Consider the following 26,148-nt stretch of genomic DNA (forward strand, 5'->3'; position numbering starts at 1 on the left):
CAGAGGAACGAACAATGAAAAAAACAGCATTGACCATGGCCATCTCCAGCCTGCTGCTGGCCGGTGGTGCGCAAGCCGCGACCGTTTACAACCAGAACGACACCAAGCTCGACATCGGTGGTCGTGCCCAGGGCATGTACTACGGCACTGATGACAACGGTTCTGAAGGCGACGCCAGCTACCTGCGTCTGCACATCGCCGGCGAAACCAAGATTGCTCCGGAAATGCAGGCCTTCGGCTTTGCCGAGTACAACCTGCCGACCTCAGGTTCAGACAATGACGAGCTGCGTTATGCCTACGCCGGCATCAAGCACGATCGCTTCGGTGCCTTCAGCTACGGTCGTCAGGACGGCCTGTTCACCAAAGCCGTGAACAACTACACCGACGTGCTGCCCGAGTGGGGCGGTGACGGCCTGGGCAAGGACACCGAAGTGTTCGGCACCGGTCGTACCAATGGCCTGGCCCAGTACATCTACACCTATCAGGGCCTGACCCTGGGTGCCCAGTTCACTGGCAACAACGATCCGCAGAACGCCGATCGCTCCAACCTGACTGGCACCAACAGCACCTGGAATCCGAAGGGTTCCGCCGAAGGTTTCGCCGTGTCTGCCAACTATGACTTCGACATGGGTCTGAGCCTGGGTGCCGCCTACAACCAGGCCGGCAAGACCGACGAGCAGGCCGCCAACGCCTCCTTCGGTGGCGACAGCGATGCCAAACTGTACGGCGTGGGCGCCAAGTACGCCGTCGGCGACCTCTACCTGGCTGCCACCTACTCCCACGGTGAAGACCACATGTACGTCAGCACCTTCAACGGTTACGCCGAGAAGATGGATGGCTACGAAGCCGTGGCCCAGTATGCCTTCGGCAAGTTCAAGCCGTCCGTGGCCTACCTGCGCACCGACGTGAAGGACAACGCTCGCGGCATCGATGACACCGCCACCGAATACGTCTCCATCGGTGCCTGGTACAACTTCACCGACAACTTCAACGCCTACGTTGACTACAAGATCAACCTGCTGGACAACGTCAACGGCACCCACACCAACTCGCTGGGCAAGAACACCGACGACGTGGTCGCCGTGGCCCTGCAGTACAACTTCTAAGTCTTCCTGTAGCCTACTGTATTTTTTACCGGCCGCTTGCGGCCGGTTTTTTTATGCCCATTCAGACATTGACCCGCGCCAGACTCGACTCGCGATGAAAGCAGTTGGCCAGCAGCAGCAAGGTGGTCACGCCCACTGTGCCCAGCACCAGCCAGGGCAACCAGGGCTGCCCCTGAGCCATGGCGTAGTCATGCAGGGCGCCGCCCCCCACGTAACCCGTCATGCCTCCCAGCGCCAGCCCTAGCCGGCTGAAGCCCATGTAGCTGCCGCGCGCCCCCGGCTGCGCCAGCTTGGTCATCAGGGTCTCCCGCGCCGGCTCGGCGATGACGATCCCCAGATAGAAGCAGGCCAGCAGCATGAACACGGCTGGCAGGGTGTTGGCAAAGGCCACCAGCCCGATGCCTGTGGTCATCAGCAGTACCCCGGCCATCAGCCGGCTCTCCAGCTTGAAGCGCCGCTCGCCATAGCGTGCCAGCGGATAGAGCAGCGCCAGCGAGATGGCGGTCTCCAGGGTATACATCCAGCCCACCGCCGTGGTACTGCCCGCCATCTGCTTGACCAGGATGGGGAAGATCAGCATCACCTGCACCCAGAGCGCGTAGTAGCCGCTCAGGATCAGTACCAGCCGGCAGAATGCCTTGTCGGCCAGCACCTGGCCGAGACCGGCCCGGATCGGGGTCGGCCGCACCGAGAGCTTGTAGGGGGGCAGGATCAGCAGGTTGCACAGGGCGGCGCAGACGAACAGGCCGGCCCCCAGCAGACAGACATATTCGAAATCGAAGTTGAGCAGCCAGCTGCCGAGCAGGGCCCCCACCACGGCGCCGGCGCTCTCCAGCATCATCAGCAAGGAGATGTAGCGACCCCGCTCCCGCGGCCGGGTGAACTTGATCACCAGCGCCGCCCGGGGCGGGTCGAACAGGCAGCCGCCGAGGCCCGAGATGATGCAGGAGAGGATCAGCTCAAGGCCGCTCTGGGCATAGGCCAGGCTGGCAAAACCCGCCGCCCGCAGCAGCATGCCCCCCACGATGAGCGGGCGCGCCCCGAACTTGTCCGCCAGCGAGCCCCCCAGAATGCCCAGCCCCTGCTGGGTCAGCTGGCGCAACCCCAGCGCCAGCCCGACCACCCCGGCCGCCCAGCCGAGCTGATCCACGAAGCGCAGGCTGATCATGGGCATCACCACGAAGAACCCCAGGATCACCAACAGGGAATCCAACGCCAAAAACCACCGCCCCAACCGCCTCGCCCGATCCACCATGACTACCCGTCCCCTGCTGCTCTGATGACATTCATATCGATTACTGCTCGTCGCCCGAATGACGCCGTCACCAAACGGACTCAAGGTGCTGCAAGCCCCTGAGCCGGTGTGGCAATATGCCAAAGCACAACGATTGATACTGCTATTCTGGAAGGACGCCAGATATAGTGGTAGCCGACAACTGGCTATATTTCATATTGGATTATCTTATGGCTATGACCCTCGACGATCTGCAGTTGCTGCTGGATGTGGTCAATCGCGGCAGTTTCAGCAAGGCGGCGGCCGTGCGCGGCTGGTCGCAACCCATGGTGAGCCAGCGGATCGCCGTACTGGAGCAGGATCTGGGCCAGCCCCTGTTTCGCCGCCATCGGCGCGGCGCCACCCCCACCCCGGCCTGCGAGCAGTTTCTGCCCGCGGCGAGCGCGGCCCTCAGCGCATTGGAAGGGGGCCGGCTGGCCATGCAGGGGGCACCGGCGCTGCCGCGCATCCGGCTCGCCTGCCTGCCCTCTCTGACGACAGTGGTGTTCGGCCCCCTGTTGCTGGCACTGGTCGACGAGACCTTCGAGATCCGCTGCAACACGGATCACTCCGGCATCATCATGCAGGAGCTGTTGACCGGCGAGACCGACGTCGGCTTCATCCTCAAGTGCCCCGCCATCGCCGGCATCCAGCTCGAGCTGCTCTACCGCTCCCCCATCATAGCGGTGGCCTGCGCCACCCATCCGCTGGCCGGGCGACAGGGGTTGACCCTGCAGGACATCGCCAATGAACGGCTGGCGCCCCAGCAGTGGGGCACCGGTTGCGACGAGCTGATCCTGCAGCTGCGCCTGCTGCGCCAGGTGGCGAGCCCGCTGCACGCCATCCAGCCCGCCAGCGCGGCGCGGGAGCTGGCGCTGGAACACGGCTTCATCACCCTGATGCCGGCGCTCGCCATTGCCCGGGATCTGGAGTTTGGCCGGCTGGTGCAGCTGGACGTGGTGGATCTGCCGCCGGATCACTGGGACGTGATGATGGCCTGGCGCAGCGGCAAGCGCCCCAACCCCGCCAAGGAGCGGGTGCTGGAGGCCGCCCGCACCCTGGCCGCCCGCTGGGCGGGCAAACCCGCATAAAAAAAGCGCCGGACAAGTCCGGCGCTTCACTGTTGTCAACGGCCACTGATGATCAGTAGCTGGCCTTGAGGGTCACTCCGGAGAAGGCGCTGAAGGCGCTCAGCTGCACGTTCCAGGTCCCCGCCTTGGGCGAGTTCAGGGTGCAGGTCTCGGCGTTGCCGCTCTTGTACGGACGACAGTCATAGCTGCTGCTGGTCGGCACGCTGCCGAATTTCACATAGAGGTCCGCATCGCCGGTACCGCCGCTGCTGGCGATCACCAGCTGGCTCTTGCCGGCCGGCACGTCGATGGTGAAGTTCAGCTTGCCACCCTTGGCGGCGGAGAGACCGGTCACCGGTACCCCGTTTTGCAGCACGCTGCCAGTGGGCGGAGTGGTGCCGCCACAGGTGGCATTGACCCCGACCGTGGTAAAGGCGGCCGCCACGTCGGTCACGCTGTAACCGAGATCGGTCGCCGCCTTGGTCACGCCACAGGCGCCCTGATCGAAGGTGGTGTTGGCGCCCCAGTAGAGACGGTTGGCCAGCACGAACACTTCGAAGGCCTTGCGGGTATTCCAGCCGCTGGTGTTGGCCAGCAGGTAGAAGGCGCGGTTGTAGACACCCGAGCTGTGGTGCACGTCGATGCCGTCATAGTAGTCGCTGGCGTGGCCGATGGAGCTGCCATCCCGGGTCGGATCCTCGAAATAGCGCAGGGAGCCGTTGCCCTTGAAGATCTGGGCGCCCACCAGCCAGTCGTTGCTGCCCTTCATGTAGTTCTCGGCCGCTTCCCCCGCCATGTCGGAGAAGGCCTCGTTGATGCCGCCCGACTGGCCGGAGTAGACCAGCCCCGAGTTCTGCTCGGTGAAACCGTGGCTCACCTCGTGGGCTGCCACATCCAGGCTCACCAGCGGATAGAAGGTGGTGGCGCCGTCACCGAAGGTCATCTGGCTGCCGTCCCAGAAGGCGTTCTCGTAGTTGCGGCTGTAGTGCACCCGCATCTTCAGTTTGAAGGTCAGCGGCGCCGTGTTGTACCAGTTGCGGTACATGTCGAACACCACGTTGCCGAAGTAGTGGGCATCGTTGAGGGGCGAGTAGGCACCGTTGATCTCCTTGACCGTGTTCTCCGGGCAGGTGAACTGGTGGATGGTGCCGCCCGTGGTGGCGTGATTCATGTTGAGGGTGTCAACGTTGGCACTGGTCATGCGGCAGTTGTCATCCACCTGCAGCGGGCCGAAGTCGGAGCCGTAGAAATATTTGCCGGTCTTGATGTTGCCGCCCGGGCCGGTGGCATCCTTGTGGTTGATCCCTTCCCAGCGCTTGAGCTCGTTGCCGGTCTGGGCATCGATCATCACGAAGGGACGGCTCGGCTCTTCGCTCGCCGCCAGCCAAGAGACCAGATAGACCAGCTTGGCCTGACCCGCGTCATCCTGCATCACGAACAGCTTGACCCGCTCGTTGCTGCCCTTGGCCCCGGCCCGCGCCTTGCTGGCGGCATCGGCCGGCGACAGGGCCGCGGTCGGGCTGGCCAGATCGGCATCGATCTGGCGCAGGATCTGGCCGGAGACCTGACTGATCTGGCCACCGAGGGACTGCTCGGCCACCAGCACCTGACCCCAGACCGGGATACCGTGCCAGGTCTGCTCATAGCGCACCCGCTGCTGGCCGTTGGGCAGCTTGACTGCCCGCACCTGGCGGAACTCGCCATCCCCGGCCAGCGCGCTGACGCCGGCGGCACCGCTCGGTGCTCCCTGAATGCCGGCAACCTGATGTACGTCAACCTGTTCTGCAGCCAAGGCTGCGCTTCCCCAGCAGGCCAATACCACGGCCAAATAGACTTTGTTCATCCGTCTTTTCCTTAAGTCGATGAAGATTACACGCCGGGTCCGTTGCCCAGCGCTCCTACACTAGTTGGCGCGATCGGAATTGCTGCCTGTCATATGTGACAGCCCAGCATGAATCCATAGCAGAATCTGCTGTTGCCTGTTTTTGGTAGCGTAAAGAGCCGAAAAAATGGCGAATAACACCAGGAAAGGCCGAACAATGACAAGGCGCCCCAATGACGGTCGGAGCCGCCCCTCCATATGGGGATAGCGCAGCCTTGATAACGGCTGAAAGTCCTTGGCTAACAAGGGGTTGATTGGCTACATTGGCGGTTCGACGGCCCATTGCGGGCCCCTGCGGCAACGGGAGGTGCGGATGTTTTCATGGCAACTGGATGACGAGCTGGCGCTGCTGTTCCTGCAGCCCGACATGGCCAGCGAACTCTTTGCCCTGTGTCGGGAGAATCGCGACTACCTGACCCAGTGGCTACCCTGGCCCCCCTACATTCAGCAACCCGCCGACAGCGCCACCTTCATCCGCCACGCCATCGAGAAATTCGCCCGCGGCGAGGGGCTGACCACCGCCATCGAGTATCAGGGGGAGGTGGTCGGTGTCATCGGTTACAACCAGATCGACAAGGCGCTGGCCAAGGTCAGCATCGGCTACTGGCTGGCCGAGCGCTGGCAGGGCAACGGCATCATCACCCGCGCCTGCCAGGCCCTGATCCATCACGCCTTCGAAGAGATGGGGATGGAGAAGGTGGAGATCAGCGCCGCCATCGACAACGAGCCCAGCCGGGCCGTCTGCGAGCGCCTCGGCATGCAGCAGGAGGGGATCACCCGCCGTGCCGAGCGGCTGGCCAACAGAGTCGTGGATCACGTTCACTACAGCCTGCTGCGCGACGAGTGGCTTGGGCAGAGGGATCACTGATGGCACTGCCACACCTGTGCACGGCCCGCAGCCGGCTCACCGTACTGCCTCCCGAGCGGGCCGATCTGATGCTGGATTTCTATCTGCGCAACCGCGCTCACCTCACCCCCTGGGAGCCCAGCCGGGACGAGAGCTTCTATACCCTGAGCCACTGGCACGGCCGGCTGCGCGACAGCTACGGCCAGTTCTTCAACGGCAGCGGGGTGCACCTGGTAGCGCTCGAGCCGGATGGCGAGCAGGTGATCGCCACCTGCAACTTCACCAATATCCTGATGGGGGCCTTCAAGGCCTGCCACCTGGGCTACGCCATCGATCAGGCCCACCAGGGACAGGGGCTGATGCAGGAGATCGTCGGGGCCGGCATCGACTATCTGTTCAGGGAGCACGGCCTGCACCGCATCATGGCCAGCTACATGCCGGCCAATCAGCGCAGCGGCGCCCTGCTCGAGCGGCTCGGCTTCGAGCGGGAGGGGTACGCCAAAGGCTACCTGATGATCAACGGCCGCTGGGAGGATCACATCCTCACCTCCCGCCTCAATCCGGCGTGCTAGCCGGCGGTGTCCAGCCCAAGGCGGGGAGCTGGCCCGAGCGGACATAAAAAACGGGCCCGAAGTTACCTTCGGGCCCGTTTTTCAGATGAGTTGCAGGCTTAGTTGGCCTTGGCATCGCTCACTGCGGCTTCTGCCTTGGTGGCTACGTCAGCGGCAGCCTTCTCAACGGTTGCAGTCGCTTCGGAAGCAGCCTTCTCTACGGTAGAGGTGGCTTCGCTAGCGGCTTTCTCAACAGTTGCAGCAACGTCGGCGGCCGGAGTAGCGGCCGGTGCGGCGGCTTCTTCTTTCTGACCACAAGCGGTCAACATCAGACCCAGGATACCGGCTACCAGTACTTTGTTCATGTGCATACCCTCAGAAAAATATGGAGAGATGGTTGGTACAACCATCACAGTGCGTCCTTTCACCCGGTGAAAAACCCATATGCCGGGAGCCAAGAGGCGCGCGAAATATATCCCCATACGCGCCCAATGAAAACGAGTATCACAATGATATTTTCTCGTTGGCTGGATGAAAAGAACTACTACAACGACAAACATTAACACAAAACACTGTAAACGGCGCAATTTCGTACAATAAAACACCGCAGGCCCCGTGATGACTGGCAATAAACGGCTATTGCATGGTGCCGGCCATCACGCGCGGACCCCGCCTCAGTCAGACAGGATCTGACAAGCCAGCCGCTTACCCTCGCGAGCGCTGTCGCGGGCCAGATCCAGCAGCGCCATCACCGCCAGTGCCTCGCCGGCCGGCACCGGGTTCTCTCCCTCCCCGCGGATGGCGGCGCAGACGCCGCGATAGTAGGCGCCGTAATCCCCCGCCTCGCCAGCCACGCTCTGCTGCTGCAGCTGACCATCGCGGATCCGGCTGAGCTGGCCGGGTTCGTTGTCCACCCCCCAGTCTGCCGCCGGTGGCCGCTTGCCGAGCTTGAGCTGCTCCTCCTGCACATCCATGCCGAACTTGATGAAGGAACCCTCGCTGCCGTGGATGACGAAACGCGGCATGGTGGCCGACACCAGGCAACTGCCGTGCAGCACGACCCGCATCTCGCCATAGCCCAGCACCACGTGAAAGTAGTCATCCGCCAGGGCTCCGGGGCGCTGCTGGGCCAGATCCGCCTGCAGCCAGTCCGGCTGACCGAACAGCTGGAGCGACTGATCGAGGATGTGGGGACCGAGATCGAACCAGAGGCCGGAGCCCGGACCGCCCGCCTCGCGCCAGCGCTGACGCACCTCGGGGCGATAACGGTCGAAGTGGGATTCGAACTGGGCGACCTGACCGAGCGCCCCCTCCGCCAGCAGGCGGCGTACGGTGAGAAAGTCCCCGTCCCAGCGCCGGTTGTGGAAGATGCTGAGCAGTCGCTGCTGCTTCTCCGCCAGCTCGACCAGCGCCTGCGCCTCGGCCAGGTCCAGGGCGAACGGCTTGTCGATCACCACGTGCTTGCCGGCCAGCAGCGCCTCGCGGGCGATGGGGGCATGGGTGTCGTTGGGAGTGGCGATCACCACCAGATCGACCAAGGGGTCCGCCAGCACCTCGGCCAGCGAACCGACCCGGCTGCCGGGCAGATCGCTCTGCACCCTGGCGGCATCGCGGCTCACCACCCAGCCGAGAGAGAGCCCGGGCGTGCTGGTCAGAAACGGGGCGTGAAAGGTTTGGCCTGCAAAGCCGTAGCCCACCAGGGCGGCATTGATTGTGTGGCTCATCCGGTTTTCTCCACGGGTAGCTGTGTCATGAGATGCAGGCGAACCTTTGGCCTGCCAAAAGAGAAGGGGGCCCAAGGCCCCCTGAGTGTGCCCATCAGAGCACAGGATTTATTGCAAACACAAGCGCCGGCCCTGGCGGGTCATCAGCACCACCAGCGGGGGCAGCAACAGCCACATGTGCAGCGCCAGCTGGTTCAGCGGGTCGTGCATCAGCGCGCCGATAAAGCCCACCAGCGCACCGGAGCCGCTCATCTGGAACAGGCCGAGCAGGGCGGCGGCGGTACCGGCGCAGTGACCGAATGGTGCCAGCGCCATGCCGGCGGCCGAGCCCAGGATCATGGCAAAGCCGATGCTGGAGAGGAATACCGGACCCATCATGGCCAGCGGATGATCGATGTGCATCGACAGGCTCAGGGAGATGGCGGAGAGCAACAGCACCAGCAGGCCGATGCGCAGGGTGCGTCTTGGCCCCACCCTGGCGATGAAACGGGGCGCCAGGAAGCAGGCCAGGATGTTGAGCGCCGCGTTGGCAGCAAACCAGTAGCTGAAGCCACTCATGTCCAGCCCCAGCCTCACCATCAGTTGCACCGGCGCCGCGGTGACATAGGCCAGGATCACCGCCATCGCCAGCATGCACAGCGTCGCGTTGAACAGGAAGCTCGGGGAGCGCAGCACCGGGCTGTAGCGCGACCAGCTGATGAGCGGGCCGCCGCTGCGGGTCTCTTCCGGACGGGTTTCCGGCATCCGCCACAGCAGCCAGCTGCCGACGATGACCGCATAACCGGCCATAAACCAGAAGTTGGCCGACCAGCCAGCCTTGGCGGTGAGCCAGCCACCGAGCAAGGGAGCCAACGCCGGAATGAAACAGATGGCACCGTTCAGGTAGGAGATCATCTGACCGCTCTTCTTGGGGCCGTAGCTGTCACGCACCACCGAGAAGGCGGCCACCGAGGTGGCACAGGCGCCGAGGCCCTGCAGCACCCGCGCCAGCATCAGCTCGCCGAGGCTCGCGGCAAAGCCGGCACCCAGGGCGCTCAGACCATAGAGCAGCACGCCGCCGAGGGCGATGGGCTTGCGGCCGTAGCGGTCGGCCAGCGGCCCCACCAACAGTTGCCCCAGTCCCATGCTGAACAGGAACCAGGTAATGGTGCCCTGCATCAGGGTCACCTCGGCGCCCAGCTGCTCGGCCATCTGCGGAATGGCGGGCAGGTAGATGTCGATGGCCAGCGGACTGAACAGCACCAGGAGTACAAGCAGAAGAATCAATGGCATCAGTCACCTCGTGGCATGGGGAAATGGATTGGGGCGCGAGTCTACTTACTCACAGTAATGAATTGAAATGGTATTTAATCACTTCTGTTATTCCATTCAGGAAACATTCATTTTATCCACATCTTGCCATGACCCCGGTGAGGGTGATCCAGGGCAATTGGCGCTTTTCCTGGGCGCCAGCCCCGCATAGAATGCGCAGATTATTTTTGCGGAGGTGCTCGATGAACAAGCTTGTCCTGGCAACAGGGAACCAGAAAAAGGTGAAAGAATTGGCCGCCATGCTGGCCGATATGAAGATCCAGGTGATCCCACAGAGCGAGTTTGCGGTCTCCGATGCCGACGAGACCGGCACCACCTTCGTCGAGAATGCCATCATCAAGGCCCGCCACGCCGCCCGCGTCACCGGCCTGCCGGCGGTTGCCGACGACTCCGGTCTGGAAGTGGATCTGCTGCACGGCCGCCCCGGCGTCTACTCCGCCCGTTTTGCCGGCGTTGGTGCCAGCGACAAGGAGAACATCGACAAGCTGCTGGCCGAGCTCAAGGGCGCCCCGGATTACCTGAAAAGCGCCCGCTTCTGGTGCGTACTGGTCTACATGCGCCACGCCGACGATCCCACCCCCATCATCTGCCAGGCGAGCTGGGAGGGGATGATCATCGACGAACCGCGCGGTCAGCACGGCTTTGGCTATGACCCTGTGTTCTTCGTCCCCGACCATGACTGCACCTCGGCCCAGATGCCGGCCGAGCTCAAAAACCAGCTCAGCCACCGCGGTCAGGCCCTGGCCAAGCTGAAAGCGGCCCTGGCGGCGGTCAACTAAAGCGCTGTCTCCCGCCGCGTTGTCATCTACAATGGGGGCCGTCGGCCCCCGTTTCGTTCGCGGCGCCCCGTTGTCATCGACGACAAGGGCAACCCGACCCCTTTTGATTGTTGAATACTGGAAACCCCATGCTGCAACTGCCGCCCCTCTCCCTCTATATCCACGTGCCCTGGTGTGTCCAGAAGTGCCCCTACTGCGACTTCAACTCCCACGCCCAGAAGGGGGAGCTGCCCCACCTCGAGTATGTGGCTGCCCTGCTGGAGGATCTGGAGCAAGACCTGCACTGGGCCCAGGGGCGCCCCCTCTCCTCCATCTTTATCGGTGGCGGCACGCCGAGCCTGCTCTCCGTGGAAGCCATGCAGGCGCTGCTGGACGGGGTGCGCGCACGCATCGAACTCACTGCGGACTGCGAGATCACCATGGAGGCCAACCCGGGCACGGTGGAGGCGGACAAGTTCGCCGGCTTCCAGCGGGCCGGCATCAACCGCATCTCCATCGGGGTGCAGAGTTTCCAGCAGGAAAAATTGACCCGGCTCGGCCGCATCCACGGCCCCGAGGAGGCGCGCAAGGCCGCCGAACTGGCCCACGCCATCGCACTGCCCACCTTCAACCTGGATCTGATGCACGGCCTGCCGGATCAGAGCCTGGACGATGCCCTCTACGACCTGCAGCAGGCCATCGACTGTGCGCCGCCGCACCTCTCCTGGTATCAGCTCACCATAGAGCCGAACACGGCGTTTGCTTCCAAGCCGCCCAAACTGCCGGAAGATGACACCCTGTGGGAGATCTACGAGCAGGGCCACGCCATGCTGACTGCCAAGGGCTATCAGCAGTACGAGATCTCGGCCTATGCCAAGGCGGGCTACCAGTGCCGCCACAACCTCAACTACTGGCGCTTCGGCGACTATCTGGGGATCGGCTGCGGCGCCCACGGCAAGGTGACGGATCTCGCCAACCAGCAGATCCTGCGCACCGCCAAGGTGAAGCATCCCAAGGGATATCTGGACCCGAGCCGCCCCTATCTGGACGAGCAGTGGCAGGTGAGCGCGGACGATCTGCCGCTCGAGTACTTCATGAACCGGTTCAGATTGTTTGAACCGGCCCCCAAGGCGGAGTTCGAGGCCTACACCGGCCTTGAATTGGAGCGGGTAGAAACCATGCTGGCCATCGCCCAGAGCAAGGAGCTTATCGAGGATCTCGGCGACAGCTGGCAGCTCACGTCCCTCGGCCATCGCTATCTCAACGTGCTGCTCGAGCTCTTTATGGACGAATGAGCACGGGTTCACTCTCTAGCGGCAAGAGAGTGAATCAGCACCAACGAATAGAGAAACAATCAGGGCGCCATTGGTGCCCTGATTGTGTTAGCTGATGCCTTGCGGCAGGAGCCCGCTCAGCAGCAGACGCGTACCATCTGCTGTTGGCCGGGCTCCCACCGCTTGCCGTGCTTGGCCTTGCGCTGATAGCTGCCCTTGCCCTTCTTGCTCGGTTCGACCCGGGCCTGAAACAGGGGAGAGGTCACCAGTGCCTTGAGGTGGTTGTCCTGAATGATGCCGCGCTGATGTTCGCAGACGGGTTCGGCGGTGACGGAAGTCACCTTCTTCTTGGCCATATCGGCTCCTTGATGGGGTTGTCGTGTTTGCCTATCGCCCCTGTCACCTTATTTGGGAGGGCTGGTGGCGAAAAACGCGCCGATTGTGCGCCTCTCTCGGCCCGCCTGCAAGGGGGTCGGCAGGATCTTCAGGCCAGTTGATAGACGACCCGCACCAGCCCGCTCGGCAGCACGGTACTGGACACAGGCCTCAGTGCACCGGGCAGGGATCCAGCAAAGAGCGGCACCCCGCGTCCCAGGGTGATCGGCACCCAGAACAGGATCAGTTCGTCCACCAGGGCCCCCTGCAGACCCTGCCTCACCAGCTCGCCGCCATCCAGATAGAGGTGGCGGCTGCCCGCCTGCCACAGCTCGTCCAGCACCTGCGCCAGCGCCCCCTGCCGAAAGGAGACATGCTCACGGGGAGCGGCGGGTCTGTGGGTCAATACCACCACCGGCTTGTCACCATAGAACCACTCGGGAAAGGCGCTCACAATGTCATAGGTGTTGCGCCCCATCAGCAGGGTATCAGCACTGGCCATCAGCGCGCCGTAGCCGGTCTCTTCCTGGGAGTCGCCGTTGTAGGGTTCAAGCCAGGCCAGATCACCCCCCTCCCCGGCAATGAAGCCGTCGAGGGAGAGGGCGAGAAAGGCGGATACCCGGGGCCGGCGCTGCTCAGTGCTCATGATCGTGGTGCTCGTGGCGGGAGGGAGCACCGGATTCCAGCGTCTCGAGGATGGCGCAGTGCTCCGCCGAGCGCGGGCCACCGCAGCAGATGTTGGAGAGCTCCCGCAGGTTGTCGCGAAAACGGGTCAGTTCGACGATCTTCTGCTCCACCTGTTCGAGCTTGGTGTCAGCCACCGCCTTCACCTCCTGACAGGTGACCTTGGCCTTGTTGGTGTCGAGATCCAGCAGCTCGCCGATGTCGGCCAGCGAGAACCCTACCGACTTGGCGCGGATGATGAACTCCAGCCGCCGCTTGTCCTGCTCGCCATAGAGGCGATAGCCGGACTCGTTGCGAATGCCCGGCGAGATGAGACCGTTTTTCTCGTAAAAGCGCAGAGTATCCGCCTTCACCCCGCACGCCTTGGCCAGCTCCCCGATCCGATACATGCCTTTCCCCCTCCCAAATGAGTCAAGAACCACAACCGGCACCCACTATCGCCCCTTTGCCGGACGATTGCCAGTCGGCAGCGGGAAAGAGGATGCGGCCACCCTTTTGCCATCAAGACACTGAAAAGACAAACGTTTCACAAAAAACCACCAGAAAACGTTTAACACCGCACCAGACAAGGCTTTGTCACTTTAAAAAATCCACCACGGGTCACATTTTTTGTGTAGAATACGCGCCCACAAGAGAGCGACGCGTCAAGCGGGTATTTCCTAAAACGCTTTTGCCTGGCGGCAGGTTTCAGGCGAGAGCGGTTTGCGAAATCCCCCACTTCCATTTATTTGGGGACTCTCTGTGTTGAGCCTCGCCTCCCATGGAACGGTCCCCGTTATGCTGAGGATGATAGTGTGATGGAACAAGCTCGACCCATTCGCCGTGCACTGCTGAGTGTGTCTGACAAGACTGGCATCGTGGAATTTGCCAAGGCACTCAACGAGCGCGGCGTGGCCCTGCTCTCCACCGGTGGTACCGCCAAGCTGCTGGCCGAGGCGGGTCTGCCGGTGACCGAGGTCTCCGACTACACCGGATTCCCCGAGATGATGGACGGCCGGGTCAAGACCCTGCATCCCAAGGTCCACGGCGGCATTCTCGGCCGTCGCGAGCAAGATGACGCCATCATGGCTCAGCACCACATCTCCCCCATCGACATGGTCGTGGTCAACCTCTATCCCTTCGCCGCCACCGTCGCCAAGCCCGATTGCACCCTGGCCGATGCGGTCGAGAACATCGACATCGGCGGGCCGACTATGGTTCGCTCCGCCGCCAAGAACCACAAAGATGTGGCCATCGTGGTCAAGGCTGCCGACTATGACCGCGTCATCCGCGAGATGGATGGCAACGGCAACAGCCTGAAACTGGCCACCCGCTTCGATCTGGCCATTGCCGCCTTCGAACACACCGCCGCCTACGACGGCATGATCGCCAACTACTTCGGCACTCTGGTTCCCTCTTACGGTGACAACAAGGAGGGTGACGAGGAGTCCCGCTTCCCGCGCACCTTCAACAGCCAGTTCATCAAGAAGCAGGACATGCGCTACGGCGAGAACAGCCACCAGGCCGCCGCCTTCTATGCCGAAGAGCAGGCCGCCCCGGGCTCGGTGGCAAGCGCCATCCAGCTGCAGGGCAAGGCCCTCTCCTACAACAACATCGCCGACACCGACGCGGCGCTGGAGTGCGTCAAGGAGTTCGACCAGCCGGCCTGCGTCATCGTCAAGCACGCCAACCCGTGCGGCGTGGCCATCGGCAGTGACCTGCTGAGCGCCTACGAGCGCGCCTGGCAGACCGACCCCACCTCCGCCTTTGGTGGCATCATCGCCTTCAACCGTGAACTGGATGGCGCCACCGCCAAGGCCATCGTCGAGCGTCAGTTCGTCGAGGTGATCATCGCCCCCACCGTGAGCCAGGCGGCTCGCGACGCGGTCGCCGCCAAGCAGAACGTGCGGCTGCTCGAGTGCGGCCAATGGATCGCGCCGGCACAAGGCTTTGACTTCAAGCGCGTCAACGGCGGCCTGCTGGTGCAGGAGCGCGACCTTGGCATGGTGACCCAGGGGGATCTGACCGTGGTCAGCAAGCGCCAGCCCACCGAGGCCGAGCTGAACGACCTGCTGTTCTGCTGGAAGGTGGCCAAGTTCGTCAAATCCAACGCCATCGTCTACGCCAAAGACGGCCAGACCATCGGCGTCGGCGCCGGCCAGATGAGCCGCGTCTACTCGGCCAAGATTGCCGGCATCAAGGCCGAGGATGAAGGGCTGACCGTGGCGGGCTCCGTCATGGCCTCCGACGCCTTCTTCCCGTTCCGCGATGGCATCGACGCCGCGGCCGCCGCCGGCATCTCCTGCGTCATCCAGCCCGGTGGCTCGATGCGCGATCAGGAGGTGATCGACGCCGCCGACGAACACGGCATGTGCATGCTGTTCACCAACATGCGCCACTTCCGTCACTGATGGATCAGGGCCGCCGCCGGCGGCCCTTTTGTTGTCTCTTTTCACCTGGCTATTTTCACCGGCGCAGGCCCCAGGCCCGCCCGTGACCACGAATAGAAGCGAGCGATACGATGAAAGTACTGATCATTGGCAACGGCGGCCGTGAACACGCCCTGGCCTGGAAGGCCAAGCAATCCCCCCTGGTGACCCGGGTCTTCGTCGCCCCCGGCAATGCCGGCACCGCCCACGAAGGGAGTATCGAGAACGTGGCCATCTCGGCTACCGACATTCCGGCCCTGCTGGCGTTTGCCAAAGAGCAGCGCATCGGTCTGACCATCGTCGGGCCGGAAGCGCCGCTGGTGAAAGGGGTGGTCGATGCGTTCCGCGCCGAGGGGCTGGCCATCTTCGGCCCGACCGCCGCCGCCGCCCAGCTGGAGGGCTCCAAGGCCTTTGCCAAGGATTTTCTGGCCCGTCACGCCATCCCGACCGCCGAGTACCAGAACTTCACCGAGGTGGAGCCGGCCCTGGCCTACCTGCGCGAGAAGGGCGCGCCCATCGTCATCAAGGCTGACGGCCTGGCCGCCGGCAAGGGGGTCATCGTTGCCATGACCCTGAGCGAGGCCGAAGAGGCAGTACGCGACATGCTCTCCGGCAACGCCTTTGGTGACGCCGGGGCCCGGGTGGTGATCGAGGAGTTCCTCGAGGGGGAAGAGGCGAGCTTCATCGTCATGGTGGACGGCGAGCACGTGCTGCCGATGGCCACCAGTCAGGACCACAAGCGGGTCGGAGATGGCGATACCGGCCTCAACACCGGCGGCATGGGGGCTTACTCCCCGGCCCCCGTGGTCACCGACGAGGTGCATCGCAAGGTGATGGAGCGGGTGATCATGCCGACGGTGCGCGGCATGGCGGCCGAAGGCAACGTCTACACCGGCTTCCTCTACGCCGGTCTGATGATCGATGGCCAGGGCAATCCCAAGGTGATCGAGTTCAACTGCCGCTTCGGCGATCCCGAGACCCAGCCCATCATGCTGCGCATGCGCTCCGATCTGGTGGAGCTCTGCCTGGCGGCCTGTGCCGGCAAGCTGGATCAGGTCGAGGCCATCTATGACACCCGCGTCGCCATCGGCGTGGTGCTGGCCGCCGGCGGTTATCCCGGCAACTACCAGCAGGGCAAGCCCATCAGTGGCCTGCCAGTGGAAGAGGCAAGCGGCGAGAAGGTATTCCACGCCGGCTCCCGCATGGAAGGCGATACCGTAGTCACTGCCGGGGGACGCGTACTGTGTGCCACGGCCCTCGGCCACACGGTCGCCGAGGCGCAGCAGCGGGCCTATCAGCTGGCAGGGCGCATCAAGTGGGACGGCGTCTTCTACCGCAACGACATCGGCTGGCGCGCCATCGAGCGTGAACAGCAGCAGTAATGAACAGGGCCCGCAAGGGCCCTCTCTTTAGCTTGCCCTCGGCCAGCATGGCCCATATGGCATAGTTCGATTGGCTCAACATCTTCCTTGCCCCTTCCCCCTCCCCGTTACCCTTTGTGACAAAAAACAGCAATATTCACAAACAGTTCACGTACTGTCATGGCATCATGCCTGTGATGAATCCAGACAAGGGTTCATAAGAAGCCACATAGAATCGATAAGCATGTCGTTTAAATAAGGAAATCCCATGTTGAAAACTGTACGCCCCCTGTTGCTGCCCCTGATGTTTGGCCTGATGACCCTGCCCGCCATGGCCGGTGAGCTGGAGCAGCCGATGAAGAAGATCGGCTTCAACTACAAGCAGGCGGTCAAGGCCGAGGATGCCGCCACCATGGAGAAGTACATCAACGAGATGAAGGCACAGTTTGACATCGCCAAGCAGAAGAACATGCCGGCCGCCAAGAAAGAGAAGTTTCTGGAAGGCATGAACGAAGTGCAGACCGAACTGGACGCCAGCCTGGCGGCCCTCAAGGCGGGTGACGAAGCCAAGGCGCGCGAGCACCTGGCCAAGGTCAACGACCTGAAGAAGGAGTACCACAAATATGCCAAGCAAAAAGGCTGATCCCTTCCACTGGGATAGTCTGGTCCGCCTCACCCACTGGGGTGTGGCGGCCATCTGTATCGGCAACCTCTGGCTCAACGAGGCGGGCGAGGAGTGGCACGAGCGGCTGGGTTACCTGGCCATCGCCCTGATCAGCCTGCGCCTGGCGTGGGGGCTCTCGTTTGCCAGGGGTCATGCCCGGTTGCGAGCCCTCATCCCAAGCCGGGAAGATTTTCGCCAGCAAGCGGTGGAGCTGCGCGAGCGCACACCACCGGCCCCCGGTCACCACGGCAGCGGCAAGCTGGCGGTATGGACGCTCTGGCTACTGATCCTGGCCACCGCCGGCACCGGCTGGTTCCAGAATACCGAGATGGGGTTCGAACTGGGGGCTGACGACTGGCACGTCTGGTGCACCTGGGCCCTGCAGGGGATGATAGCGCTGCACCTGCTGGCCATCCTGTTCACCTCCTGGCGCCAGCGCAGCAATCTGGTGAGACGCATGTTGCCCGCCCGACGCCCGGGCGCCCCCAAGCAGGCCCCCATCCAGCAGGATCAGGGCTCCTGACCCAGTTTGAGGCGAAACGCCAGAAAGCAAAAAGGCCGCTCATGATGAGCGGCCTTTTTATGGAATTTGGTGGCCCCTGCCCGACTTGAACGGGCGACCAATCGATTATGAGTCGACTGCTCTAACCAACTGAGCTAAGGGGCCGAAATGTGCTTTTGCGGCGTGGATTATAGGGGATGTCCGTTAGCCAGTCCATAGGCATATCAACCACTTGGCGAGATTTCATCCATATTCAAGCGGTTCCGTGGTTCATCGTCAGCGCCCCATCGCCACGAATAAAACAAAGCCCCGCATGGCGGGGCTTTTGGGCTGCTGTTCCGGGTTGGAACGTCCGGGATTATTCGTCCAGGAAGCTGCGCAGCACTTCAGAGCGGCTCGGATGGCGCAGCTTGCGCAGCGCCTTGGCTTCGATCTGACGGATACGCTCACGGGTCACGTCGAACTGCTTGCCCACTTCCTCAAGGGTGTGGTCAGTGTTCATGTCGATACCGAAACGCATGCGCAGCACCTTGGCCTCACGAGCGGTCAGACCGGCCAGCACTTCGCGGGTCGCGTTGCGCAGGCTCTCGCTGGTGGCCGCATCGGCCGGCAGGGCCAGGGTGGTATCTTCGATGAAGTCGCCCAAGTGGGAGTCTTCATCATCACCGATGGGCGTCTCCATGGAGATGGGCTCTTTGGCGATTTTCAGTACCTTGCGGATCTTGTCTTCCGGCATGCCCATGCGCATGGCCAGCTCTTCCGGGTTCGGTTCGCGCCCCATCTCCTGCAGCATCTGACGGGAGATACGGTTGAGCTTGTTGATGGTCTCGATCATGTGCACCGGGATACGGATGGTACGGGCCTGATCCGCGATGGAGCGGGTAATGGCCTGACGGATCCACCAGGTGGCGTAGGTCGAGAACTTGTAGCCACGACGGTATTCGAACTTGTCGACCGCCTTCATCAGACCGATGTTGCCTTCCTGGATCAGATCCAGGAACTGCAGACCACGGTTGGTGTACTTCTTGGCAATGGAGATAACCAGACGCAGGTTGGCCTCAACCATCTCTTTCTTGGCGCGGCGGGCCTTGGCCTCACCGATGCTCATGCGACGGTTGATGTCCTTGATCTGGGCGATGGACAGACCGGTCTCTTCCTCGATCTGCTGCAGCTTGCCGATGGCGCGCAGCACGTCTTCGTCCATCTCCACCAGACGGGGAGACCATGCCTTGCCAGCCTGCTTCTGGTATTCGAACCAGGCAGTTTCGCACTCGTTGTTGGTGAAGGCCGCGACGAAGGTTTTCTTCGGCATCTTGGCCTGCTCAACGCAGAGTTTCATGATGATGCGCTCCTGCACGCGAACCCGCTCCATCATCTCGCGCATGTTGTTGACCAGGCGATCGAACTGCTTGGGCATCAGGCGGAATTGACGGAACACGTCGGCCAGCTGGGCGATGGCATTCTGGGTATCTTCGTGCGCGCGGCCATTCTGCTGAATGGAGAGGCGGGTTACCTCGTACTGGGCGCGCAGCTCACCGAACTTCTCGCGAGCAACTTCCGGATCCGGACCACCGTCGCCATCATCGTCGGAGTCATCACCATCACCATCTTCGTCTTCGTCTTCATCTTCATCCTCGTCAGCCAGATCTTCCTCGCTGAGCTCGGAGCCGATGTGAGTGGCGGTCGGTGCGACGTCGTCGGTCTCGTTGGGATCGATGAAGCCGGAGATGATGTCGGACAGGCGCAGCTGTTCGGCTTCATACTTGTCATATTGTTCAAGCAGATAGGTAATCGCTTCCGGGTACTCGGCGACGGAGCTTTGTACCTGGTTGATACCGTCTTCGATCCGCTTGGCGATATCGATTTCGCCTTCGCGGGTCAGCAGTTCGACGGTACCCATTTCCCGCATGTACATGCGGACGGGATCGGTCGTGCGACCAATCTCGGATTCAACAGATGCCAGAGCCTGGGCCGCTGCTTCGGCAGCGTCCTCATCGGCGGTACCACCTTCAGCCATGATAAGATCATCGGCATCCGGGGCGTTTTCCACCACCTGGATACCCATGTCGTTGATCATCTGGATGATGTCTTCGATCTGGTCAGAGTCGACAATGTCTTGCGGGAGGTGATCGTTCACCTCGGCATAGGTCAGGTAGCCCTGTTCTTTACCTTTGGCAACGAGGAGTTTAAGCTGAGACTGCGGGGTTTGCTCCATAGAACTCATCCGGTTGGTGTTGCTAGGTTGCGCGTACAGTGCGCTGCTGCGCAAATAGCCAATTCTAATAGAAAACCGCCAGACATGCTATGTCTGGTTGCGGCGTCGGTCATGAGAAACCCCTGCCCGCAGTATTGTCGGGGCCAGGCGGTTATAAAATGTTTGCTTTTAATCCCGTCCATTCGGGCAACGGTATTCATATTGGGATTAATCACTCAAATATCAAGCCCCACTCTCATTTCTTTTCTCAATCTGCACCTCTCTGATCAGCATCATCAGCTCCTGAGTTTCCTCAGAGCTTAGCCCTTCCTGCGCCACCTTGGCCTGCAATTCCTCGATGCGCTGCTTCAGGAACAGGTTGATGAAACCGACGAAAGTATCCTGCAATTCTCCCAGAATATCGGGCTCCTGGTCGAGCTTTACCTCTTCAAACAGATCGTGCATCGCCAGCTGGGCCAGGATCTCTCCCTCTTTGGTACCGCGCCAGTGTTCCAGCAGGATACCCGTCGTAACCCCGGGCTGAGTCAGGATCTGCTGATGCAGTTGCAGCAGGAACTGGATCCCCTGCAGACGCAGGCCAGCCAGCTCAGGCATGGCTGGCAACTCCGCGGTGATCGCCGGATATTGCACCATCAATGCCAACGCCCGGCGCAGTGGTGTCAGCTTGGCCGCCTTGGGCTTGCTCACCTCGGCCTTCGGCTGACTGTTGCGGGCAAACAGTTCGGCGATCCGCTGCTTGTTTTCACCCCAACGCATCATGCTGGAGAGGCGGGTGATCAACCCCTCGCGGGTAAAGCCTTCCGGCACCCGGCGGATCAGCTCGGCGGCCTTGTTGGCCACTTCGAACTTGCCAGCCTCACCCGAGAGGGCCGCATCACGACCGAGACGTTCGAACATGAAGTCGGCAAACGGCTGAGCCTGATCGAGCAGCGCTTCGAACCCCTCCTTGCCGATCTGGCGTACCAGCGAGTCAGGATCCTCGCCATCCGGCAGAAACACGAACTTGAGTTCACGGCCATCCTGCAGATGGGACAGCGCGTTATCCAATGCCCGCCAAGCCGCCTCACGGCCGGCATTGTCGCCGTCGTAACAGCAGACCACCTCGGCCGTGGTGCGAAACAGGGTATGGATATGGTCGCTGGTGGTCGCGGTTCCCAGCGCCGCCACCGCATAATCGATGTCGTACTGGCCGAGCGCCACCACATCCATATAGCCCTCCACCACCAGGATCCGACGTGGATCCTTGTGCGCCTGCTTGACCTCGTAGAGACCGAACAGCTCCCGCCCTTTATGGAAGATGGGCGTTTCGGGAGAGTTAAGATACTTGGGCGTGCCATCCCCCAACACCCGGCCACCGAAGCCGATGACCCGGCCGCGTTTGTCGCGGATAGGGAACATGATGCGATCGCGGAAGCGATCATAGCTGCCCGGGCCGCTGTCACGGGGGATCAGCATGCCGCCCGAGATGAGCAATTGCTCGTGCTCCCGGCTGGATCCAAAGCGGCGACGCACCTGATCCCAGTCTCCGGGGGCATACCCGATGTTGAAGCGCTTGACCACCTCGCCAGTCAAGCCCCGGCCCTTCAGATACTCCACCGCCTGCGGCGCGTTCTTGAGATTGCTCTCGTAGAAGCGCGCAATCTGGTTCATCAGTTCGAACAGGTCCTTGCTGACGGCCGGTTGGCTATTACTGGCTCCCCCTGCAGTTTGCTCACGGGGGACCTGCATGCCATGCAGGCTGGCCAGCTCCTCGATGGCGTCGGGAAACTCGAGCCCGTCATACTCCATCACAAAGCCGATGGCATTGCCGTGGGCACCGCAGCCGAAACAGTGATAGAACTGCTTCTCCTGACTGACGGTAAAGGAGGGGCTTTTTTCGTTATGAAAAGGGCAGCAAGCCTGGTAGTTCTTACCGGCTTTCTTCAGTCGCACACGGGAGTCGATCAACTCGACAATGTCTGTGCGTACCAGCAGATCATCGATAAAGGATTGTGGGATCCTGCCTGCCATAACCGTCCTGTTTCATTGCGTAGAAAATAAAAAAGCCGCGCATTCCCAGGGAAGCACGGCTTCTTTGACCAAACAAGAGAGTTGCCTGTTACGCCAAGCGAGTTTTCACCTGCGCACTGACGGCGCCGACATCGGCACGCCCCTGAATTTTCGGCTTCAAGACAGCCATGACTTTGCCCATGTCAGCCATGACGGCAGCACCACTTTCAGCGATGGCTTGCTCAATCAGTGCGGCAATCTCGGCTGCGGTCAGCTGTTGCGGCAGGAATTCCTGCAACACAGCGATCTCGGCGGACTCTTTGTCGGCGAGATCCTGGCGACCGGCGGCCTCGAATTGACTGATGGAATCACGGCGCTGTTTGACCATCTTGGTCACCACAGCGAGGATATCCTGATCATCGAGCTCGACACGGGTGTCAACTTCACGCTGCTTGATTTCAGCCATCAACAGACGGATCGCGCCCAACCGCTGCTTGTCTTTGGCAAGCATGGCGAGCTTTTGCTGATCCTTGAGTTGATCTTTCAGAGACACGGCATGATCCCTTGATTAGTACAGGCGGATACGACGTGCGTTTTCGCGGGACAGCTTCTTGGCGTGACGCTTAACGGCGGACGCTTTGGCACGCTTGCGAATGGTAGTCGGCTTCTCGTAGAACTCACGGCTACGAACTTCGGACAGGATACCGGCTTTTTCGCAAGAACGCTTGAAGCGACGCAGAGCAACGTCAAACGGCTCATTTTCACGGACTTTGATTACTGGCATGTGCCTTTCACCTCAGTGATAAATTGTTAGCTGACCTTCAATCGATCAGCATGTCTTAAAATGGTGCGAAATTATACTCTGGACAGGGAATGAAAGTAAACCCGCAGAGATCGCTCTGGTTTAAAAAACCCGCGAAGGTTACCATAGCCGTCTCATTTTAGCAGTGAAATTTTTTAGCAATGCGTGTATTGGGCATAGAGACATCCTGTGACGAAACCGGGATCGCGATCTTCGACGATCAAAAAGGGATCCTTTCCCACCAGTTATACAGCCAGGTCAAGCTGCATGCGGACTACGGCGGCGTCGTTCCCGAGCTGGCCAGCCGGGACCATGTGCGCAAGACGATCCCCTTGATCCAGGCGGCATTGCAAGAGGCCGGACTGGGCAAGGATGACATCGACGGCATCGCCTATACCGCGGGCCCGGGTCTGGTTGGCGCCATCCTGGTGGGGGCCACCATAGGCCGCTCGCTGGCGATGGCATGGAACAAGCCGGCAATCGCCGTGCACCACATGGAAGGCCACCTGCTGGCGCCCATGCTGGAAGAGAAGGCCCCCGAGTTCCCCTTTGTGGCGCTCTTGGTCTCCGGCGGCCACTCCATGCTGGTGCGGGTCGGCGGTATCGGCAGCTATCAGCTGCTGGGCGAGTCTATCGACGATGCCGCCGGCGAGGCGTTCGACAAGACCGCCAAGCTGATGGGTCTGGACTATCCCGGTGGCCCACTGCTCTCCCGCTTGGCGGAGAAAGGCCTCAAGGGCCGCTTCACCTTCCCGCGTCCCATGACCGACCGTCCTGGGCTCGACATGAGCTTCTCCGGCCTCAAGACCTTTGCCGCCAACACCATCGCCGCCAACGGTGATGATGAACAGACCCGTGCCGATATCGCCAGAGCGTTTGAAGATGCGGTGGTCGATACACTGGCCATCAAGTGTCGCCGCGCCCTGAAGGAGACCGATCTCAATCGCCTGGTAGTCGCCGGCGGCGTCAGCGCCAACCGTCACCTGCGCGCCCAGCTGGCCGAGCTGATGGAGAACCTCAAGGGGGAAGTCTTCTATCCGCGCACCGAATATTGCACCGACAACGGCGCCATGATCGCCTATGCCGGCATGCAACGCCTGAAAGCGGGCGTGTTCGAGCCGCTGGCCGTGAAGGCCGTGCCGCGCTGGCCGCTGGATACGCTGGATCCGGTTTGATCCTGAGGATCCTGCCGACCTGAAAAAGGGGCCTTAGGCCCCTTTTTGTTTTGTTTGGTAAGCATCTTCGTTCACTCGCAGCCATTAGTTGGTGCGGAACAGCGCCTCGATGGAGAGCCCTTGCCCCAGCAGGATCTCCCGTAGACGGCGCAGCCCCTCCACCTGGATCTGGCGCACCCGCTCCCGGGTCAGGCCAATCTCGGCCCCCACATCTTCCAGGGTCGCCGGCTCATAACCGAGCAGACCGAAGCGACGGGCCAGCACCTCACGCTGCTTGGGATTCAGCTCTTCCAGCCAGTGCACTATGCTGGCGCGCATGTCATCATCCTGCGACTCCAGCTCAGGGCCCATGCCACGCTCATCAGAGAGCACATCCAGCAGCGCCTTGTCGCGATCGCCACCAATCGGGGTATCGACCGAGGTGATCTTCTCGTTGAGCTTGAGCATGCGGTTCACATCATCCACCGAGCGATCGAGCGCCTGGGCAATGTCCTCGGCAGTCGGTTCATGATCGAGGCGATGAGAGAGTTCGCGCGCGGTGCGCAGGTAAACGTTTAATTCCTTGACCACATGAATGGGCAGACGAATAGTACGGGTCTGGTTCATGATGGCCCGCTCTATGGTCTGGCGGATCCACCAGGTGGCATAGGTGGAGAAGCGAAAGCCGCGCTCCGGATCGAATTTTTCGACCGCGCGGATGAGACCGAGGTTGCCCTCTTCGATGAGATCCAGCAGCACCAGGCCGCGGTTGTTGTAACGACGGGCGATCTTGACCACCAGTCGCAGGTTGGACTCGATCATGCGCTTGCGGGCGGCTTTGTCACCCCGCAAGGCACGGCGAGCATAATAGACTTCCTCTTCAGCCGTGAGCAGGGGGGAGAAACCAATCTCCCCGAGATAGAGCTGGGTGGCATCCATCACCTTGTTCAGTTCAGGTGCCATCAGCTCATCGGAAATCGTCTCTTCGGCCTCGGCCGCAACTTCCTGTATCTCTTCTTCTTCCTGATTCTCCAGCTCTTCGTCGAACTCTAACTCTGCATCCTGCATTACCAGTTGTTCTTGGCTCATGGCGTGTCTCCCTGACCTGCACCAGAGTAAGACTTAACTCTCTGGGTCTAACGCTTTGGCAAATGGCTCATCGGGTTGATCGACTTGCCTCTGTACCGGATTTCAAAGTGCAATCGCACATCCGGCGCGTCCGTGCTACCCATGTTGGCAATGACAGATCCGCCCTGCACCGAATCCCCTTCCTTGACCCGCAGCTCATCGTTGTGAGCGTAGGCTGAAAGGTAGTCATCATCGTGCTTGAGGATGATCAGCTTGCCATAACCCCTTAGTGCGCTACCCGCATAGACGACCTTACCGCCGCTCGCCGCGTAGATGGGTTGCCCCTTCTGGCCAGCGATATCTATGCCCTTGTTCCCCTGTTCTGCAACAGAGAAACCCTCGACGATCCGGCCTTTGGTCGGCCAGTGCCAAGAAAGTCTCGACTGAGGCTTATTGTCGTTTTTTTGTTCTTTTGCCTGAGCGTATTCTTTTGAAGATGGCTGAGCAACGGTTTTTTGTTTGATGAATGGAGTGGTCGTACCTGACGTCGCCGGCGCCAGGGGTTTGGGGCCACTGTTCTGGCTGACCACAGGAGCGGTCACCGGCGAAGTCGCCGCCACCATCTGGCCACTGCTCGCCCCGGAGGACTGCACGTTCAGCACCTGCCCCACCTGAAGGGCAAAGGGGGCTCTCAGATTGTTGTTCTGGGCCAGGGTCTGATTCGACATGCCGAACTGGCGACCAATGCTGCTCAGGGTATCACCGGGTCGAACCTGATAGGTGCCCGCGCTGCGTGCCACCGCCATGGTGCTGCCGGAGGCGTCGAGCCGGATCTGCTGACCCGGATAGATGTTGTAGGGGGGACTGATGCCATTGAGGCTGGCCAGCGAGGGCACGTCATTGCCCGAGTTGAAGGCGATGGAGTAGAGCGTATCCCCTTTCTTCACCGTGTAGCTGTTGCCCTGAATGGTGGGCTGGGCCGCCATCTGGCGCGCCGGAATGGTGGAAACAAGACCGTCATTGCCCAGTCCCTGGACGGGGGCGGCGGTCTTGCTGGAAGCGCAAGCAAGCAACAGCCATGACAACACGACGACACTGCTTCCTTGCCAAATACGCGAACGCATAGTGGA

General features: G+C 61.6%; 25 protein-coding genes and 1 tRNA gene. 11 read left to right on the forward strand and 15 right to left on the reverse strand.

All coding sequences use genetic code 11. The annotated features are described in order from the left end of the window. Window positions 1–14: 14 nt before the first annotated feature. On the forward strand, window positions 15–1,106 hold the full coding sequence (locus G5134_RS16340; protein WP_025202181.1) for a porin: 1,092 nt from the start codon (window positions 15–17) through the stop codon (window positions 1,104–1,106). Between the two features lie 61 nt (window positions 1,107–1,167). Here the strand turns inward: G5134_RS16340 and mdtH are convergent, their stop codons facing one another. Continuing rightward, window positions 1,168–2,361 (reverse strand): multidrug efflux MFS transporter MdtH, encoded by a 1,194-nt coding sequence (gene mdtH, locus G5134_RS16345; RefSeq protein WP_005309498.1) that lies wholly within the window; start codon window positions 2,359–2,361, stop codon window positions 1,168–1,170. A gap of 209 nt (window positions 2,362–2,570) precedes the next feature. On the opposite strand from mdtH, the gene G5134_RS16350 reads away from it, so the two are divergent. Continuing rightward, entirely contained in the window at window positions 2,571–3,470 is a 900-nt protein-coding gene (locus G5134_RS16350) for a LysR family transcriptional regulator (protein ID WP_017764724.1), read from the forward strand. Window positions 3,471–3,522: 52 nt separating this feature from the next. On the opposite strand, the gene G5134_RS16355 is transcribed toward G5134_RS16350, so the two are convergent. Continuing rightward, window positions 3,523–5,292 carry a M4 family metallopeptidase gene (locus G5134_RS16355; protein WP_010634996.1) on the reverse strand — a complete coding sequence of 590 codons (1,770 nt, stop codon included), beginning with the start codon at window positions 5,290–5,292 and terminating at the stop codon, window positions 3,523–3,525. Window positions 5,293–5,644: 352 nt separating this feature from the next. On the opposite strand from G5134_RS16355, the gene G5134_RS16360 reads away from it, so the two are divergent. Both G5134_RS16360 and rimJ read left to right on the forward strand, forming a co-directional pair. After that, a complete protein-coding gene (locus G5134_RS16360; RefSeq protein WP_065017345.1) occupies window positions 5,645–6,199 on the forward strand; it encodes a GNAT family N-acetyltransferase in 555 nt (184 codons plus the stop codon). Then, a complete protein-coding gene (gene rimJ / locus G5134_RS16365) occupies window positions 6,199–6,750 on the forward strand; it encodes a ribosomal protein S5-alanine N-acetyltransferase (RefSeq protein ID WP_065017344.1) in 552 nt (183 codons plus the stop codon). The genes G5134_RS16360 and rimJ overlap by 1 nt, the downstream gene beginning before the upstream one ends. A 98-nt stretch (window positions 6,751–6,848) precedes the next feature. On the opposite strand, the gene G5134_RS16370 is transcribed toward rimJ, so the two are convergent. The 3 genes from G5134_RS16370 to G5134_RS16380 all read right to left on the reverse strand — a co-directional run bounded on the left by G5134_RS16370 (window position 6,849) and on the right by G5134_RS16380 (window position 9,725). Next, entirely contained in the window at window positions 6,849–7,094 is a 246-nt protein-coding gene (locus G5134_RS16370; protein WP_005309486.1) for a hypothetical protein, read from the reverse strand. Between the two features lie 309 nt (window positions 7,095–7,403). Then, window positions 7,404–8,453, reverse strand: coding sequence for an oxidoreductase (locus tag G5134_RS16375; protein WP_290037350.1), 1,050 nt, complete (start codon window positions 8,451–8,453; stop codon window positions 7,404–7,406). A 108-nt stretch (window positions 8,454–8,561) separates the two neighbouring features. Next, the gene (locus G5134_RS16380) at window positions 8,562–9,725 is read right to left on the reverse strand and encodes a multidrug effflux MFS transporter (RefSeq protein WP_026141725.1); all 1,164 of its coding nucleotides are present in this window, start codon (window positions 9,723–9,725) and stop codon (window positions 8,562–8,564) included. A 221-nt stretch (window positions 9,726–9,946) separates the two neighbouring features. Here G5134_RS16380 and rdgB point away from each other — a divergent pair, with 221 nt between their 5' ends. Beyond that, complete coding sequence (gene rdgB / locus G5134_RS16385) at window positions 9,947–10,543, forward strand: RdgB/HAM1 family non-canonical purine NTP pyrophosphatase (RefSeq protein ID WP_017785672.1); 597 nt, start codon at window positions 9,947–9,949, stop codon at window positions 10,541–10,543. Window positions 10,544–10,671: 128 nt separating this feature from the next. Then, window positions 10,672–11,817: a radical SAM family heme chaperone HemW gene (gene hemW / locus G5134_RS16390; protein ID WP_017785671.1), complete on the forward strand. Its 1,146-nt coding sequence runs from the start codon at window positions 10,672–10,674 to the stop codon at window positions 11,815–11,817. A gap of 116 nt (window positions 11,818–11,933) precedes the next feature. Here the strand turns inward: hemW and G5134_RS16395 are convergent, their stop codons facing one another. From G5134_RS16395 to zntR, 3 genes are all read right to left on the reverse strand, one after another. Continuing rightward, window positions 11,934–12,152: an alternative ribosome-rescue factor A gene (locus G5134_RS16395; protein WP_017783463.1), complete on the reverse strand. Its 219-nt coding sequence runs from the start codon at window positions 12,150–12,152 to the stop codon at window positions 11,934–11,936. A 128-nt stretch (window positions 12,153–12,280) separates the two neighbouring features. Continuing rightward, window positions 12,281–12,817 (reverse strand): dihydrofolate reductase family protein, encoded by a 537-nt coding sequence (locus tag G5134_RS16400; protein ID WP_290037351.1) that lies wholly within the window; start codon window positions 12,815–12,817, stop codon window positions 12,281–12,283. Further along, window positions 12,807–13,244 carry a Zn(2+)-responsive transcriptional regulator gene (gene zntR, locus G5134_RS16405; protein ID WP_005309469.1) on the reverse strand — a complete coding sequence of 146 codons (438 nt, stop codon included), beginning with the start codon at window positions 13,242–13,244 and terminating at the stop codon, window positions 12,807–12,809. Before zntR ends, G5134_RS16400 begins: the two co-directional genes overlap by 11 nt. Window positions 13,245–13,652: 408 nt before the next feature. On the opposite strand from zntR, the gene purH reads away from it, so the two are divergent. The 4 genes from purH (at window position 13,653) to G5134_RS16425 (ending at window position 17,811) form a co-directional block, all read left to right on the forward strand. Beyond that, window positions 13,653–15,245 carry a bifunctional phosphoribosylaminoimidazolecarboxamide formyltransferase/IMP cyclohydrolase gene (purH, locus tag G5134_RS16410; RefSeq protein ID WP_290037352.1) on the forward strand — a complete coding sequence of 531 codons (1,593 nt, stop codon included), beginning with the start codon at window positions 13,653–13,655 and terminating at the stop codon, window positions 15,243–15,245. Between the two features lie 110 nt (window positions 15,246–15,355). Further along, window positions 15,356–16,645, forward strand: coding sequence for a phosphoribosylamine--glycine ligase (purD, locus tag G5134_RS16415; protein ID WP_065017339.1), 1,290 nt, complete (start codon window positions 15,356–15,358; stop codon window positions 16,643–16,645). A gap of 247 nt (window positions 16,646–16,892) precedes the next feature. Beyond that, window positions 16,893–17,267 carry a cytochrome b562 gene (locus G5134_RS16420; RefSeq protein ID WP_005309462.1) on the forward strand — a complete coding sequence of 125 codons (375 nt, stop codon included), beginning with the start codon at window positions 16,893–16,895 and terminating at the stop codon, window positions 17,265–17,267. Then, window positions 17,248–17,811 (forward strand): cytochrome b/b6 domain-containing protein, encoded by a 564-nt coding sequence (locus G5134_RS16425; protein WP_065017338.1) that lies wholly within the window; start codon window positions 17,248–17,250, stop codon window positions 17,809–17,811. The genes G5134_RS16420 and G5134_RS16425 overlap by 20 nt, the downstream gene beginning before the upstream one ends. A 67-nt stretch (window positions 17,812–17,878) precedes the next feature. Here G5134_RS16425 and G5134_RS16430 read toward each other — a convergent pair. From G5134_RS16430 to rpsU, 5 genes are all read right to left on the reverse strand, one after another. Continuing rightward, a tRNA-Ile gene (locus G5134_RS16430) sits at window positions 17,879–17,955 on the reverse strand. A 193-nt stretch (window positions 17,956–18,148) separates the two neighbouring features. Next, the gene (rpoD, locus tag G5134_RS16435; RefSeq protein WP_264082799.1) at window positions 18,149–20,044 is read right to left on the reverse strand and encodes an RNA polymerase sigma factor RpoD; all 1,896 of its coding nucleotides are present in this window, start codon (window positions 20,042–20,044) and stop codon (window positions 18,149–18,151) included. Between the two features lie 183 nt (window positions 20,045–20,227). After that, window positions 20,228–22,015 carry a DNA primase gene (gene dnaG, locus G5134_RS16440; RefSeq protein WP_017764736.1) on the reverse strand — a complete coding sequence of 596 codons (1,788 nt, stop codon included), beginning with the start codon at window positions 22,013–22,015 and terminating at the stop codon, window positions 20,228–20,230. 88 nt (window positions 22,016–22,103) lie between these two features. Then, complete coding sequence (locus tag G5134_RS16445; RefSeq protein WP_017780947.1) at window positions 22,104–22,547, reverse strand: GatB/YqeY domain-containing protein; 444 nt, start codon at window positions 22,545–22,547, stop codon at window positions 22,104–22,106. Window positions 22,548–22,562: 15 nt separating this feature from the next. Next, window positions 22,563–22,778 carry a 30S ribosomal protein S21 gene (rpsU, locus tag G5134_RS16450; protein ID WP_005309452.1) on the reverse strand — a complete coding sequence of 72 codons (216 nt, stop codon included), beginning with the start codon at window positions 22,776–22,778 and terminating at the stop codon, window positions 22,563–22,565. Window positions 22,779–22,957: 179 nt separating this feature from the next. Here rpsU and tsaD point away from each other — a divergent pair, with 179 nt between their 5' ends. Then, on the forward strand, window positions 22,958–23,971 hold the full coding sequence (gene tsaD, locus G5134_RS16455) for a tRNA (adenosine(37)-N6)-threonylcarbamoyltransferase complex transferase subunit TsaD (protein ID WP_065017331.1): 1,014 nt from the start codon (window positions 22,958–22,960) through the stop codon (window positions 23,969–23,971). Between the two features lie 84 nt (window positions 23,972–24,055). Here tsaD and rpoS read toward each other — a convergent pair whose 3' ends face one another. Together rpoS and G5134_RS16465 are read right to left on the reverse strand one after the other, a co-directional pair. Beyond that, window positions 24,056–25,039 carry an RNA polymerase sigma factor RpoS gene (gene rpoS / locus G5134_RS16460; RefSeq protein ID WP_065017330.1) on the reverse strand — a complete coding sequence of 328 codons (984 nt, stop codon included), beginning with the start codon at window positions 25,037–25,039 and terminating at the stop codon, window positions 24,056–24,058. Window positions 25,040–25,086: 47 nt separating this feature from the next. Further along, entirely contained in the window at window positions 25,087–26,142 is a 1,056-nt protein-coding gene (locus tag G5134_RS16465; protein ID WP_065017329.1) for a peptidoglycan DD-metalloendopeptidase family protein, read from the reverse strand. Window positions 26,143–26,148: the final 6 nt, after the last annotated feature.

The sequence above is a fragment of the Aeromonas sp. 600276 genome, from assembly GCF_049175815.1.
Classification (GTDB): Bacteria; Pseudomonadota; Gammaproteobacteria; order Enterobacterales; family Aeromonadaceae; genus Aeromonas; species Aeromonas dhakensis.

Excerpts from the sequence above, each read along its gene's own strand:
- G5134_RS16400 (WP_290037351.1), bottom strand. The coding sequence starts at position 12,817 with ATGAGCACTGAGCAGCGCCGGCCCCGGGTATCCGCCTTTCTCGCCCTC.
- rpsU (WP_005309452.1), bottom strand. The coding sequence starts at position 22,778 with ATGCCAGTAATCAAAGTCCGTGAAAATGAGCCGTTTGACGTTGCTCTG.
- G5134_RS16465 (WP_065017329.1), bottom strand. The coding sequence starts at position 26,142 with ATGCGTTCGCGTATTTGGCAAGGAAGCAGTGTCGTCGTGTTGTCATGG.
- rdgB (WP_017785672.1), top strand. The coding sequence starts at position 9,947 with ATGAACAAGCTTGTCCTGGCAACAGGGAACCAGAAAAAGGTGAAAGAA.
- purD (WP_065017339.1), top strand. The coding sequence starts at position 15,356 with ATGAAAGTACTGATCATTGGCAACGGCGGCCGTGAACACGCCCTGGCC.
- G5134_RS16425 (WP_065017338.1), top strand. The coding sequence starts at position 17,248 with ATGCCAAGCAAAAAGGCTGATCCCTTCCACTGGGATAGTCTGGTCCGC.
- G5134_RS16420 (WP_005309462.1), top strand. The coding sequence starts at position 16,893 with ATGTTGAAAACTGTACGCCCCCTGTTGCTGCCCCTGATGTTTGGCCTG.
- G5134_RS16355 (WP_010634996.1), bottom strand. The coding sequence starts at position 5,292 with ATGAACAAAGTCTATTTGGCCGTGGTATTGGCCTGCTGGGGAAGCGCA.
- dnaG (WP_017764736.1), bottom strand. The coding sequence starts at position 22,015 with ATGGCAGGCAGGATCCCACAATCCTTTATCGATGATCTGCTGGTACGC.
- G5134_RS16350 (WP_017764724.1), top strand. The coding sequence starts at position 2,571 with ATGGCTATGACCCTCGACGATCTGCAGTTGCTGCTGGATGTGGTCAAT.
- mdtH (WP_005309498.1), bottom strand. The coding sequence starts at position 2,361 with ATGGTGGATCGGGCGAGGCGGTTGGGGCGGTGGTTTTTGGCGTTGGAT.
- zntR (WP_005309469.1), bottom strand. The coding sequence starts at position 13,244 with ATGTATCGGATCGGGGAGCTGGCCAAGGCGTGCGGGGTGAAGGCGGAT.
- G5134_RS16340 (WP_025202181.1), top strand. The coding sequence starts at position 15 with ATGAAAAAAACAGCATTGACCATGGCCATCTCCAGCCTGCTGCTGGCC.
- rimJ (WP_065017344.1), top strand. The coding sequence starts at position 6,199 with ATGGCACTGCCACACCTGTGCACGGCCCGCAGCCGGCTCACCGTACTG.
- G5134_RS16370 (WP_005309486.1), bottom strand. The coding sequence starts at position 7,094 with ATGAACAAAGTACTGGTAGCCGGTATCCTGGGTCTGATGTTGACCGCT.
- tsaD (WP_065017331.1), top strand. The coding sequence starts at position 22,958 with ATGCGTGTATTGGGCATAGAGACATCCTGTGACGAAACCGGGATCGCG.
- rpoS (WP_065017330.1), bottom strand. The coding sequence starts at position 25,039 with ATGAGCCAAGAACAACTGGTAATGCAGGATGCAGAGTTAGAGTTCGAC.
- G5134_RS16395 (WP_017783463.1), bottom strand. The coding sequence starts at position 12,152 with ATGGCCAAGAAGAAGGTGACTTCCGTCACCGCCGAACCCGTCTGCGAA.
- G5134_RS16375 (WP_290037350.1), bottom strand. The coding sequence starts at position 8,453 with ATGAGCCACACAATCAATGCCGCCCTGGTGGGCTACGGCTTTGCAGGC.
- G5134_RS16360 (WP_065017345.1), top strand. The coding sequence starts at position 5,645 with ATGTTTTCATGGCAACTGGATGACGAGCTGGCGCTGCTGTTCCTGCAG.
- purH (WP_290037352.1), top strand. The coding sequence starts at position 13,653 with ATGGAACAAGCTCGACCCATTCGCCGTGCACTGCTGAGTGTGTCTGAC.
- hemW (WP_017785671.1), top strand. The coding sequence starts at position 10,672 with ATGCTGCAACTGCCGCCCCTCTCCCTCTATATCCACGTGCCCTGGTGT.
- G5134_RS16380 (WP_026141725.1), bottom strand. The coding sequence starts at position 9,725 with ATGCCATTGATTCTTCTGCTTGTACTCCTGGTGCTGTTCAGTCCGCTG.